Source organism: Bacillus lumedeiriae, from assembly GCF_044891285.1.
In the GTDB taxonomy this organism is placed as follows: domain Bacteria; phylum Bacillota; class Bacilli; order Bacillales; family Domibacillaceae; genus Pseudobacillus; species Pseudobacillus lumedeiriae.
Window position 1 is genome coordinate 40502 of record NZ_JAUIYO010000010.1, and the last position, 12768, is coordinate 53269.

A 12768-nucleotide genomic window follows, 5' to 3' on the forward strand; every position below is an offset into this window, starting at 1 on the left:
AAGATGAAAAAATAAAAAAGAAACAGAGTACGGATCGTCTTGTACAGCTGCTAAGTGAAACTTAATAGCTATGACTCCGTACTCTGTTTCATATAGAAAAAACGAATCACTTCACATAAATACTCTCTAGCGTTCATTTTTGTAAATATACAACCGGACCAAAAATCCCTGCTTACTTAATCAGCTTACTTCTTCTGCCTCTTCTATAGCCGTTTCGTTATGTTCCTCAAATTTAAAGGTATTCATTTCTTTGAGTACAGAAAGGAAATATCGCCAATTATTCAACGTAGACGGTATATTTAGATGCTCATTAGGCGTGTGAACATCATATATATCAGGACCAATCGAAATCGCATCGATCCCAGGCAGCTTTTCTACAAAAATACCGCATTCAAATCCAGCATGTACTGCAATCAACTCAATATCAGTACCGTGCCGATCCTTATACACCTTTTCAAATAATCTTCGGATGTTTGAATGAGGCTGATACGGCCACTCTGGATAATTGCAATCGGTAGTAAATTGGCAGTCGAGTGTATCTGCCATTAGCTTCATTTGATTCCTAATATTGTCCTTCAAACTTTTGACCGAGCTTCTTATATCACTTTCAAATAATAATTCTTTGTCTATGGTCGTAACAACCCCTATATTAGTCGAACTTTCAACCAGCCCTTCGATCTCCATGGACATACTCTGAATACCATTAGGAATTAACATTAGGAAAGTGATCGCTTTATTCATGGTTTGTTCTGAAAAAACTTTCGTACAATCAAGCGGAATCTTTTCAAGCTTTACATATATGTCTGGGTCAGAGGCTCGCAGCTCATTTTTTAACACCTGATTCCATTCCTGTATTTTATTTTCTAGCTGTCCTATCTCACTCGACTGAAGCAAAATCGTTACATCGGCTTCTCTTGGAATGGCATTGACTGCTGATCCGCCATTAATTTCTTGAATAAAATAGGGAAATGCACTCGATAGATCGTATAATAATCTTCCGATGATTTTATTGGCATTTCCTCTCCCTTTGTGGATAGACATGCCCGAATGTCCTCCCTTTAATCCCCTGATACTAATACGATAACCTACGGCATTCTCAGGAGCTTCCTGCCAAGTAATGGTTAAAATTTGTGTCGCTTTTATCCCGCCTGCCCCGCTTACTAATAATTTATTATCTTCTTCTGAATCAATATTAATGAAGATCTCACCATCTAAGCAGGCTGGATCAACAGCGAAAGCTCCTCGCATATTCGTTTCTTCTTCCGTTGTTATCACTACTTCCAAGGCAGGATGAGGAATGTCGTCCGAATCTAACAAAGCCAAAGCATAAGCGACAGCAATTCCATTATCAGCACCTAATGTTGTATCTGTTGCATATAGCATATCCCCCACAATTCTTAACTGAAGCGGGTCCTTTTCGAAGTCATGGAGAGACTCCTTATTCTTTTCACATACCATGTCCATATGTCCCTGTATAATAACAGCAGGTATATCTTCATATCCAGTGACAGCTGGCTTTTTGATAATAATATTTAATGCTTCATCCTGTATGACCTCTAAATTGCGTTGTTTTGCAAAGTAAAGCAAATAATCACTGATCGCTTTCTCATTACCTGAGCCTCTAGGAATGTTTGATATCTCCGAAAAATAGTAAAATACAGGATGTTTCTTTAATTCTTCTAAACTACTATACAACCTTCTCATCCTTTCATCAGTCAATTATGGTCCATAATTGATCGCTACGGCAATTGTCATGAATATCATTTCCAAGCCTAAAACTAAAAGGAACAGCGGCCATAAAAACTTATACCAACGGTCGATTGGAATGCAGGCAATCCCACATATCACAGCAACAGTATGAGGCCATAACATATTTGCAAATCCATCTCCAAATTGGAAAGCCAGCACGGCCACTTGGCGGTTCATATCAATAAGATCGGCTAACGGTGTCATAAGGGGCATTGAAATTGCTGCATGGGCACTTCCTGAAGGAATAAAAAAATTAAGCACAGTTTGTCCAAGAAGCATGGCACTTGCTGCAACAGAAGGCGATAAGTCCTCAATGGCCATTGCCATGTAATGCACAATTGTATCGATAATGTTCCCATCTTGAAAAATAACTAAAATCGCATTCGCCAAACCTATAATCAAAGCGGCAAACACCATGTTTTTACATGCTTCTATGAATGTATCTGCGATTTGAGCAAAAGTAAGCTTATTTATTAACCCTATAACGATCATCATAATAATCAGTACACCTGATAATTCCGGAATATACCAGCCGAATTTCACTGTTCCAGTAATTAATGTAAGAATAGTACCTACAAACAATATTAAGCTGATTTTATGGCGTACAGTGAATACTGTTTCAGTTAGTACATCCTTTTTTACATCTGAAATAAATGGAAAGTTTAAGTCTTTTACAAGGCTTGCTTCTGGATTTTCTTTTACTTTTTTCGCATACCGCATCACGTAAAAAATAGACAGAGACATAAAAGAAATAAAGGCTACAATACGAAACCCCATACCGGAAAACATAGGGATTTTTGCAATACCCTGAGCGATTCCAATAGTGAAAGGGTTCGTTATGGCAGCTGCAAACCCCGTAGTGACCCCTACATAAACAATAGCCACGCCAACTAATGCATCATATCCGAGAGCAACAGCAATTCCCATCATCAAAGGAATGTATCCATAACTTTCCTCATACATCCCGAAAGTTGCCCCCATAAGACCGAAAATAAGCATAAAAACAGGGATAATTAAACTTTCTTTTCCCTTTGTTTTCCGTAAAAGCGCCTCAATGCCACTGTTAAAAACTCCTGTCTTTGTTAGCATAAATATAAAGCCATAGGCAAAAAAAACGTAGAAAATAATCTCTGCTGCATTGAGCATTCCTTTTTGAATACTGATAAACATATTAAAAGGACTAATCGGCGATTGTTCAACAATTTGATAAGAATTAGGTACGACAAGTAATTTTTTCGTCGCAGGATCTTCCACTCTATTAAATTCACCTGCTGGTATAATGTACGTTAAAATTCCTGCTAAGATAATAATCATGCCCATAAAAACATAACTATGAGGAGCTGTAAATTTAAACTTTTTCTTCTTTTTCTCCTTTTCCTCCTTAAATATAACCTCCTCATTTGACTTAACGGCAGCTTTTCCCATTGTTTATCAACTCCCCGATCTGATTATTCATTCTAAATATTTAAACAATTATTATAATGAATATACTATACTGTTTCTCCTGCATCAGTACGCAAATTGTTAATCAGGGAAAACGCTTTCTTTTACAATATGTAAATTGAGAGTGAAGTCAAAGACGCCTTCACTCTCCTCTAATAAAAAATAATTCAGCTGATCTGTTCATTCTATACCGTAAACCGGCTTAATAAGTCATTCAACTCTTCCGCAAGATTGGCTAATGTTTCTGCATGATCTGTAATTTGCTCCATTGAACTGTTTGTTTGTTGCGCGGCAGCCGCGGTTTCTTCGATTCCCGCAGCGGATTCTTCGGAAATGGAGGCGATGTGTTCAACAACCGAATGGATGCTGACGGTTTCTCCATTCATTTGCGTTAAACTTGCAGAGATGACGCTAATTTGTTGAGCAAGTATGGAAACGGCCTCCGTTATTTCTTCAAATGTGGTCCCGGTCGTTCGAATTTGTCCTGTTCCTGCCTCTACCTTTTCAAAGCTCTCCCGTAATGATTGCGTTACTTCTTTTGATCCTTGTTGAATGCCGTTAACGGTTTGTGTGATGCCATTAATCGATTCTTTTACTTGTTCGGAGAGCTTGCGGACTTCACCGGCCACAACAGCAAAGCCTTTTCCATGCTCTCCTGCCCGGGCCGCTTCAATCGCTGCATTCAATGCTAAAAGATTCGTTTGTTCAGCAATATCCTGAATGACTTTGATCATTCCCGAAATCTGCTTTGCCTGCTCATCCAAGTCCCGCACCTTTCGTACAGAAGATTGGACAAGCTCGTGGATCATATCCATATCATGAACGGAGGTGTCCATTAACGCTTTTCCTTTGTGCGTTAAAGCTAATACTTGTTTTATCGTCGCAGACATGTCTTCCCCTTGATTGTACGCATCCTGAATATCTCTTGAAAATTCTCCTGCTTTCCCTGCCAATTCCATCGATGAATGCGCCTGTGTTTCCGCCCCTTCAGACAATTCATGCATCGTAGCCGCAATCTGACGGCTTCCTTCAGTGATTTCATTAGAAGATTGTTTTAGCACGAAACTCTGTTGCGTCATCACATCTGATGTACTCGAAATCTGTTTTACCATTTCTTTAAAACTCTCTTGCATTTTTAAAATGGAGTTTGTTAACAGTCCAATTTCATCGTTTCTTTCTTTGCCCTCATATGCTGCATTTAACTTTCCTTTCGCAAAATCATCCATGAAATAGGCCACTCGTTTAATAGGCTCTGAGATAGAACGGCTGAATAAAAATGCAATAACAATCAAACACACTAAAGTGATACTGCCGACAATGATCGTTAATAAAGTCATCTTGTGATCGGCTTCGTTAATAATAGACAAGTCTTGTGAAATCCCAATTGCCCCAATCACTTCTGTTTTAGTAGGGTCAAACATTGGTACGTACGTTCTTAAAAAGTCCCCCTGCTCCACAGATACTTCTTTACCTGAAAGAACGTTATCCATGACTGCCTGATCATTTAACTTTTCACCGACACGTTCTTTTTCGGATGAAACGACAATTTCACCTGAAACATTATGTAAATTTAGTTCTACTCCTTGAGAGGATTCAATTAATTGTTTTAAAAAGCCCTCATCAATGCCTGTTTGCAGCGTTCCTATTACTTTATTATTAACGATCAGCGGAGCGAATGCCCGAACAGCTAGTCCGCTATTTCCGAATTCAAACCCTGAAATCTCTTCTTTATGTAAAGCCGCTTGAATAGCCGCCATTTCCCCTTTGTTATCTCCATATTTCTGAGGGTTATGTCCTCTCAAAAAAACAATCCCTGCCGTATTTCCAAATTCAAACACGCTTAAGCCATGTTCCTTCTGCAGCCGATCAAAAATCGGCAAAGCCTTTGCGGCTAACAGCTCTCGGTTGTTTGTCTTAAACGCCCCTATTAACTCTTCATCTCCAGCGTAAATTTTTGTGACATCTAACAATTCAGCTGCAGCTAAATCTAGACGATGAACGATAGATTGTTTCGTTGATTGCTGGCTCTGTGCCGTAAGCGCCGAGAAAGTTTGATTCGCGTTGTACAGCAAAATCGCACTTAAAGCCATCATGGGAACGATTGAAACCGTTAATAAAACGATGAATAACTTGGTGTTTAATGACCGAAACTTCAACAATGCTTTTTCCTCCTTATTCCGCGAAACAGGAATAATTTACTATTTGAAACTTCCTAAAACAGTATAGCTTATGAGTAATTATAATCACATACTAAAACCACTTTCTTTACAAAAACTTAAAAGAAGCACCATTCCGCAGAATGTGCTTCTTTTATCGAACGATTCAAATATACCAGGAAAAACGATTTTAGCTGCCTCGGGACAAATATGCTGCGAAGAAAGCAGACAAAGGTCTAAATACAATGGCTTCTTTCTGATTACATCCTTACTTATTCCGGCAGTTTTTACAGACATTGACTCTTTGGCTTTGTTCCGTTGTATAAGGATACAACAATTTAATCCTTGTTTTGCCGCACAACGGGCATGTTCCTCTCCCTCTGGCAGGAATTCGATTTAACGTTTTTCCGCGATACCTCTTAGCCATGTCCATCCATCCTTATGAAAAATGTTTTCTTTTCTTTATTTAATGATGGATGTAAGAAAAAATTGACAGATTTTTTAATGCTTTTTGTATATAAAAGGCTTTATTAAACTCCGCTGTTGATTTCCGCTGCAGGAGTCTCGTACCTTCGGCTCCAATTACCAAAGAGGCAAAATCAACAATAGTCATTAACATAACCGTGTGAAAAAGGAGCTGATCGCACAGCTCCTCAATGACTACGTACGATAAATACTTTCACATTCCTCACCAGTCGGCTGATAAAAACAGTGAAGCTTATATCGTGCCACTAAAGGTTGATTGTACCATGTCGGCGGACAATCCCCCTCCGGTCTGAAATACCATAAAGAATACTTCGCCGGCCAAAACCTTTCTCCATTCACCGCTCGGCGAGCCAACCTTCTCTCACTTTCTCGTGCTCTTTGATAAAAGTACCCCTTCTGAACAGCTTCAAAGGCATGCTCCTGATAAACCATTTGCGGAATGGTCCGTAAACCCTTAAAGTCAGAACAATTCGCCCTGATTCGGTTAATTCCAACGTTGCCAACGAGCAGCATTCCTTGAGTACCTTCTCCTTCAGCTTCCGCTCTCAGCAGTCTCGCTAACAAATCAATATCTGAACCCCTATGCTGTACGACTGCCATCTCCTCACCTCCGCAGTAGACTCTTTCTATATGTATTCTTAATAAAAAAAATGATGTGAATGAGTTTATAAATAACTTGTAAACGAGAAGGATCAAGAAGACAGTGAACGTTTGTCTTTTGAGGAGAGGAGTGAACAAGAGAAGGCATAAGTACGGCCGACAAGCAATGAAGAAAGCAAATATTTGTCAACAGTCCGGACTTTTATTGCAAGTATTTAGGTGGTGTATCTTTATGACCTTTATGAGCGACTTCCGCAAAAATATCTTGATTATTTGATGAGAACATTTTCTGATTATCTGGTGTTTCGACAAACGAATGTAACATTTGCTTGATGTGGCGGATGTCCTCCTGCAAAGAGTGGAATTCTTTTTTTGTTACCAGCTGGGCTTCTTCCTTTAATTCATATCCAACCTGACCATTCGGCTCCAGTGTCGCCCATTTTACATCGCTGATCTTCGACACACTTTCCTGCCTTAGTTTCATTTCCAGCTGATCAACCGTAAACCTTAACTTTCTTAAGTTGTCCTCTTTCAGTTCTCCATTTTCGATTATTATTTTAGACTTTCCAGTAATGAACTTCTCAATAGCATCTGATTTTAACTGTGCATATTCCATCACAACCAATGTGAAAACGAGCATAGCCCCGATAAGTAGTGTAGTCCATACGTTCTTACCAACGACCGGCTGAATAAGCAATGAGCCAATTCCAACCATAATAACGGTTTGCGCAAGCGTCATTTGTGAAATCGATTTTCTTCCGGCAATTCGCAAAAGCAGTGTACCGCCGACAACGATAAGGGCGGCCTTCCATATTAAATCCAAATCCATTTTGAAACTCCTTTATCTATATTTTAAAGCTATCATTCCTCCATTCGGCATGAACTATTCTTGTATAAACACCTTGCTTTCCTCTTTTCCGATAATTAGACTGGCATCACTAGAGAACAAACAGGAATCTATCCACTGGAAAAACCAGGTGTCTGACAATTGATTGGACGGACTCCCCTTTCGCTTTTCACTCCGCAGCAGGATCCTCCTTCTCTTTCCCGTTAGCGAACCTTTTAGACGGGAGTGAAGAAGGAAAAGCGCGATCAAAGTTCCAATAATTAGATACTCCTCTGCAATTTGAAAAAGATGCCTTAGCAGCGATTACAGGCGGGGATGTGTCCCCTCAAACATTCTAAAAGTCATAAGTTTATAAACTTTGAGGATGTCTTGTTATCACTATACTCTCTTAATCTGTAAAACATTATTTGCTGCTTCGTTCAGTTTCCAGTTCTTTTGCTATTTCCCTTCCAAAGTGCCCAAGGCTGCCCTTACTATAGGAGCGAATCACTTCTGGAGCAAGCGATGTTAACGCTCTTTGAACATATTCAATATCCAGTGCCTCTTTTGTAAATTTCTTTTCAATTTCCAGCGCTGTTTTTACTGCGTAATAAGTAGCTAGTTTATTCACTCGTACGACCTGTTCTTCATTATCCACTTTGATTTTCCCAAGCTCTTGAAATAATTCCTGGACATCAGATGGCAATGATGATTCTGTAATAAACAGACCATTCCTCCGTTCCAGCAAATCCCTTCCATGCCCCATAAACTTTACTCCCAACACCCGTAAATCAGGAAACTGGCTTTTTATGTCCTTTGTATAAAGTGTTGTAGCCATGTTAATGATACACGTATTAGAAAGCGGATTACGTTCAACTAGCAGGTGATCAATAAATGGAATGATTTCTTTCGCTGGCAGAGCTAGAATGAGGACATCTAAATGCAGAAGTTCTTTTTCTGACAGTACATATCCATATTGATACTGCTGAATAAATCTTTTCGCTTTTGCTTTTGTTGGGTGATATACGCCAATGACCCGGCCATTTTGGGACCAGTGTTTCATCATCGCTGTTCCCAATTTACCAATGCCTGCTAAACCAACTTTCATTGTTTCCACCGCCATTCTCTTATTTTATATGGATACTTTAAAACAGAGCGGTCCAAAAGGCTAGTTTTAATGACTGCCTTTTAGATCGCCCTTTACACTTAGTTTATAGAATATGACTCATGCTGCCTCACCAAATCAAAGCAGCGGACAAATCGCCGCGACTACAAAGAAAGACCTTCCGATGAGCACTCATCCTTGATTATAATTTTGTCATCAGCCACCGCTCTAGTGATAATGTTTGTTATCGTTTTCGCAAGATTGATGACTATATACAGCCTTGTATCGATTAACGATTGTATGGGTGACAATGGATTCAAGTCATTCACAACAGCTGCCAAATGAAGATCCCCCACCGGTGGCAACATTTTATTAAGGGCATTTCCTGGAATGAATGGTTCCTCCTTAAAAAAAACATAGCCTATTTGCTGTTCATTTCCAAGGCAGGCATCAATGCCAAAAATCAATGGATCTCTATGCAGTTTATGGATCTGTTTTAGCACTTTCTCCAAATTTAGCGCATGAATAGGCTCCTCCAATGTACCATATACATGGTAAGGTATTTGTTTCTCCTTCAACATTGTCCCTACAAGAGGGCCAAGCGAATCTCCTGTCGAACGGTCTGAACCAATACACAAAAAAATGATTTCTTTCTCGAATGAATGCTGGAGAGTCCATCTGATTTTACTTGCTAAAACATCTATTTCATTTTCATCTATATAGTCTTTGGCATGTAGATAATATTCTCTTTGTTCCTTTGCTTCACTCTGTTGATTTTTTGGAAAAGGCCACATTGGATCCCGATCCTTTCTAATTATTTAATATATATTCCTAAGTTCATATTCCCCTTATGCTCAATCGGCAACCCTTAAAAAGTGTTCATGAAACAAGAAAATGAAGAGACCATACTTTTTAACTAATGAAGGAGGCGCTTTACTATACTTTATTCTTTGTTTAAATGACTTGATTCTCCCTTTACATTTTCATCTGCAGTCTTCCAAAAATTGCAGATAAAGTAAGGGTATTTACTATCTCTATGTTAGAATAAAAGGATAGTACAACAGTTAGGGTTTTCAATATAAAACTGTTTTTCATTGCAGTCGATCACGTAACCAACGGAGGTAAACATGGTACAAACTATTGTCTTTTTTGATATTGACGGGACTTTGCTCGATCATGATAAAAAACTCCCTGCTTCCGCAAAAGAAGCGATCCACTCATTAAAGAATGAAGGGCATATCGCAGCTATTGCCACAGGAAGGGCTCCTTTTGCCTTTAAGGAAATACGTGAGGAATTAGACATCCATTCTTACGTAAGCTTAAACGGACAATATGTGGTGTTAGAAGGTGAAGTCATTTATAAAAATCCTCTTGATACGGCTGAATTGCAGTTATTATCAGAGTTTTCAGCCGCCAGTCAACATGCCATTGCTTATATGAGCCATGAAGATATAAAATGTAACGTTCCATATCATACGTATGTGGAAGATAGTATCCGATCGTTAAAGCTGTCATTTTCACACCCCAGCTATGATCCGGAATATTTTAAAAACCGTGAAATCTATCAGTCTCTGTTGTTCTGCACCGATGAACAAGAAGCATATTACATCAGCCGCTTTCAGAAGTTTAACTTTGTCCGCTGGCATGAATATTCTATGGATGTCATACCGACAGGCAGTTCGAAGGCTATTGGCATTGAGAAGATGATCGAAAAGCTTGGATTTACGAAGGATCAGGTGTATGCATTTGGTGATGGGTTAAATGATATCGAAATGCTTCAATTTGTGGGCAATGGAGTAGCCATGGGAAATGCCTATGATCAAGTAAAGAATATCGCAAAGCACATTACAAAAGATGTAGGTGATCACGGGATTGCTCATGGCCTAGAGCTTGTTGGTCTATTGAAAGGAAGAAAAGCGGGCATTTAAAAAGAAAGAAACCAGATCCCATGGACAATGCCCTTGGTGGTCTGGTTTTTGCTTATCATGACCTTTTTAATTCCTGCAGTGCTTTTTCTTCTGCCGGAATCCGCACGTAGATTAGAAGCAATGCATTCGCAATGGAGAAAAAACAAGCCGTTCTCCATGCGCCAAATATTAAAGGAAGCACCGCAATTTCCGTTGCTACAACAATATAATTAGGATGGGAAAACCAGCGATATGGCCCTCGTCTGATTCTCTCTGCTCCCGGAAGCACAAGAATTTTCGTATTCCAAAATGGTCCAAGAGAAGCAAGTGACCAGATGCGCAGCACTTGTGCAAGAACAAAAATCACCAAAAACCATAGCCATCCCCCAGCTGTGTCTGTTCCTACATAAAGAACTTCGGCAAGAAGAGAAAGAAAAAAGAAAATATGAAGCAAGACAATCCATTTATAATGGCCCTCCCCGGCTTCAATTGCTCCTTGTTCCCTCATTCTTTTTTCATTAAAACGAGCATAGACGACTTCAAGCAGCCTTTGAGCAACGACAAACGAAAACAAAAGAAAGAAAAAAATGATCATCCGGCTTGTCTCCATTCAAGCCACACCATTTCCGAGCTGAACCCCGGGCCGAGAGCCGTCAATAACCCCTGCTCGCGATCTGCAGGCTGATTATCAATAATTTCTTTCAATACGTATAGCACTGTTGGAGATGACATATTCCCGTGGGAGGCCAACACTTTTCGAGAAGGAGCCGTTTTTTCCATAGAAAAACCTAAAGATTTTTCGTACGCTTCTAACACTTTTTTTCCACCCGGGTGAGCGACAAAATGATCGATTTCAGATAATTCTTTTCCTAGCTTATGTAAAAAAACCTCCACGTTCGGCTTCAGCCAGCTTTCCACAATGCTGGGGATATCTCTAGAAAAAACGACATGCAGACCCTCATCTTTCACATCCCAGCCCATCACATCCTCTGAGTCAGGCATGAGCGTGGACTGTATGCCTTTCGTGAAGAACCCCGAACCGGTAAATTCAACTTTTTCTCCGGTGATTAAAACACATGCGGCACCGTCCGCAAATAAAGAAGTTCCGATTAAATTACTTTTAGACAGATCAGCAGGCTGAAACGTTAAGCTGCACAACTCGACGCACAATACGACCACCTTGGCATATGGATAAGCAAGACAATAGTCATGCGCCCGATTGATGCCTGCTGCCCCACCTGCACAACCAAGCCCCCAAAGGGGAATCCGTTTAATATGAGATGGGAGATTAAGCGCGTTCATGATACGCACATCAATGGTCGGTGTCGCCATTCCTGAGCTGGAAACAAACACAAAAGCGTCAACTTCCTCTTTGGCGATCTTCGCTTCCTCTAGGCACTTTTCAACTGCTCTGCTTCCCAGTCTTACAGCCTCCTCGATATACTTTTGATTTTTCTCTTCTAATCCATGCTCTTTCTCAAACCATGATAAAGGAGCAGCAAAATAGCGGCTTTCAATTTGGCCGTTGCCAAATACCCTTAATAGCCGCTCGATATCGGCATATTGCTTACCGAATAGGTTTCTTACTACCTTCACCGTCTCCTTCTGATCCACACGATACGGCGGATTCTCAGTCACCACACTTCGAATAAAAGGCACCTCATATCGCATCCCTTCTAGCAGCTGATTTACTTATATTGGTATCTTTCCCCTTTTGAAGGCATGATACACCTCATGACAAACGTTTCTTCAAACAATATGGTACTCATCATCCAGACAAGCTGACTTTTCATTCTCCTTCCTGCTTTAAACATAACTATTTTTACACGCCCGTTTATTTATTATTAAAAAGGAGTTTTCCGATAGGCTGACGAATGATGTAATAATCGTTTTAAAAGCGGTATTTATGTAGAAAGGATAGATAACAATGAGCCAAGCGATTAATTTAAATGACGTCCTCTGTGGGAAAAGTTCCCCGCCGGCATGTGATACAACGCTCGGTGTAAAAGTGTTAGAATCAAAAGATGGGTATGCGAAAGGGATTTGGACAATTGAAGAACCGTTATTAAATGGAAATGGAGTCATTATGGGAGGATTCGTTGCAGCTGCTGCTGACATTATGATGGCTTATGCGATCACTCCGCTGTTAGCAGAGGATCAGACGTTTGCATCTATTAACTTACAAACCACCTTCCATCGGCCAACGTTTACTGGAGAAGTCGAAGTAGAGGCAAAAGTAGAGAAGTTCGGCCGCACCGTTTCTTACGTAACAGCTGACTTAAATCAAAATGGCAAGTTAGTGGCAAGCGTGACTTCTTCTATTATGATTATGTCTAAAAAATGATACAGGATCGATCATGCGAAACACTAGGAAATTAAGATGAGTAATAGGTAACAAAATGCCCCCATCATCCTACTGGGGGCATTTTTAAACGCATAAGAAGCTAACTTCTTTATACTATCTATTAATTACTTTTTTCTTTCTTCTACACTTTC

11 protein-coding genes are annotated in these 12768 nt (G+C 39.9%); 2 read left to right on the forward strand and 9 right to left on the reverse strand.

From position 1 onward, the window contains the following. Positions 1-180: 180 nt before the first annotated feature. From QYG89_RS12295 to yyaC, 7 genes are all read right to left on the reverse strand, one after another. The gene (locus QYG89_RS12295) at positions 181-1695 is read right to left on the reverse strand and encodes an aminoacyl-histidine dipeptidase (RefSeq protein ID WP_404317733.1); all 1515 of its coding nucleotides are present in this window, start codon (positions 1693-1695) and stop codon (positions 181-183) included. A gap of 24 nt (positions 1696-1719) precedes the next feature. After that, complete coding sequence (locus tag QYG89_RS12300) at positions 1720-3174, reverse strand: YfcC family protein (RefSeq protein ID WP_404317736.1); 1455 nt, start codon at positions 3172-3174, stop codon at positions 1720-1722. A gap of 203 nt (positions 3175-3377) precedes the next feature. Further along, positions 3378-5285: a methyl-accepting chemotaxis protein gene (locus QYG89_RS12305; protein ID WP_449727748.1), complete on the reverse strand. Its 1908-nt coding sequence runs from the start codon at positions 5283-5285 to the stop codon at positions 3378-3380. Between the two features lie 723 nt (positions 5286-6008). Beyond that, positions 6009-6434, reverse strand: coding sequence for a cell wall hydrolase (locus QYG89_RS12310; RefSeq protein WP_404317740.1), 426 nt, complete (start codon positions 6432-6434; stop codon positions 6009-6011). Between the two features lie 202 nt (positions 6435-6636). Continuing rightward, positions 6637-7263, reverse strand: coding sequence for a DUF421 domain-containing protein (locus QYG89_RS12315; protein ID WP_404317742.1), 627 nt, complete (start codon positions 7261-7263; stop codon positions 6637-6639). A 421-nt stretch (positions 7264-7684) separates the two neighbouring features. Beyond that, positions 7685-8368 carry an NAD(P)-binding domain-containing protein gene (locus QYG89_RS12320; RefSeq protein ID WP_404317806.1) on the reverse strand — a complete coding sequence of 228 codons (684 nt, stop codon included), beginning with the start codon at positions 8366-8368 and terminating at the stop codon, positions 7685-7687. A gap of 161 nt (positions 8369-8529) precedes the next feature. Next, entirely contained in the window at positions 8530-9159 is a 630-nt protein-coding gene (yyaC, locus tag QYG89_RS12325; protein ID WP_404317744.1) for a spore protease YyaC, read from the reverse strand. Positions 9160-9492: 333 nt separating this feature from the next. Between yyaC and QYG89_RS12330 the strand changes: the two genes are divergently transcribed. Next, positions 9493-10293, forward strand: a complete 801-nt coding sequence (locus QYG89_RS12330) for a Cof-type HAD-IIB family hydrolase (RefSeq protein WP_404317745.1) — start codon at positions 9493-9495, stop codon at positions 10291-10293. A gap of 55 nt (positions 10294-10348) precedes the next feature. Here QYG89_RS12330 and QYG89_RS12335 read toward each other — a convergent pair whose 3' ends face one another. Both QYG89_RS12335 and QYG89_RS12340 read right to left on the reverse strand, forming a co-directional pair. Beyond that, positions 10349-10867, reverse strand: a complete 519-nt coding sequence (locus QYG89_RS12335; RefSeq protein ID WP_404317747.1) for an isoprenylcysteine carboxyl methyltransferase family protein — start codon at positions 10865-10867, stop codon at positions 10349-10351. Next, entirely contained in the window at positions 10864-11931 is a 1068-nt protein-coding gene (locus tag QYG89_RS12340) for a type III polyketide synthase (protein ID WP_404317749.1), read from the reverse strand. The genes QYG89_RS12335 and QYG89_RS12340 overlap by 4 nt, the downstream gene beginning before the upstream one ends. 268 nt (positions 11932-12199) lie before the next feature. Here QYG89_RS12340 and QYG89_RS12345 point away from each other — a divergent pair, with 268 nt between their 5' ends. Beyond that, positions 12200-12616, forward strand: coding sequence for a PaaI family thioesterase (locus tag QYG89_RS12345; protein ID WP_404317750.1), 417 nt, complete (start codon positions 12200-12202; stop codon positions 12614-12616). The last annotated feature ends 152 nt before the right edge of the window (positions 12617-12768 follow it).

What these genes read in the sequence shown, in the direction of transcription:
- QYG89_RS12345 (WP_404317750.1), top strand. Translation starts at nt 12,200, where the DNA reads ATGAGCCAAGCGATTAATTTAAATGACGTCCTCTGTGGGAAAAGTTCC.
- QYG89_RS12320 (WP_404317806.1), bottom strand. Translation starts at nt 8,368, where the DNA reads ATGAAAGTTGGTTTAGCAGGCATTGGTAAATTGGGAACAGCGATGATG.
- QYG89_RS12330 (WP_404317745.1), top strand. Translation starts at nt 9,493, where the DNA reads ATGGTACAAACTATTGTCTTTTTTGATATTGACGGGACTTTGCTCGAT.
- QYG89_RS12300 (WP_404317736.1), bottom strand. Translation starts at nt 3,174, where the DNA reads ATGGGAAAAGCTGCCGTTAAGTCAAATGAGGAGGTTATATTTAAGGAG.
- QYG89_RS12315 (WP_404317742.1), bottom strand. Translation starts at nt 7,263, where the DNA reads ATGGATTTGGATTTAATATGGAAGGCCGCCCTTATCGTTGTCGGCGGT.
- QYG89_RS12335 (WP_404317747.1), bottom strand. Translation starts at nt 10,867, where the DNA reads ATGATCATTTTTTTCTTTCTTTTGTTTTCGTTTGTCGTTGCTCAAAGG.
- yyaC (WP_404317744.1), bottom strand. Translation starts at nt 9,159, where the DNA reads ATGTGGCCTTTTCCAAAAAATCAACAGAGTGAAGCAAAGGAACAAAGA.
- QYG89_RS12310 (WP_404317740.1), bottom strand. Translation starts at nt 6,434, where the DNA reads ATGGCAGTCGTACAGCATAGGGGTTCAGATATTGATTTGTTAGCGAGA.
- QYG89_RS12305 (WP_449727748.1), bottom strand. Translation starts at nt 5,285, where the DNA reads ATGATGGCTTTAAGTGCGATTTTGCTGTACAACGCGAATCAAACTTTC.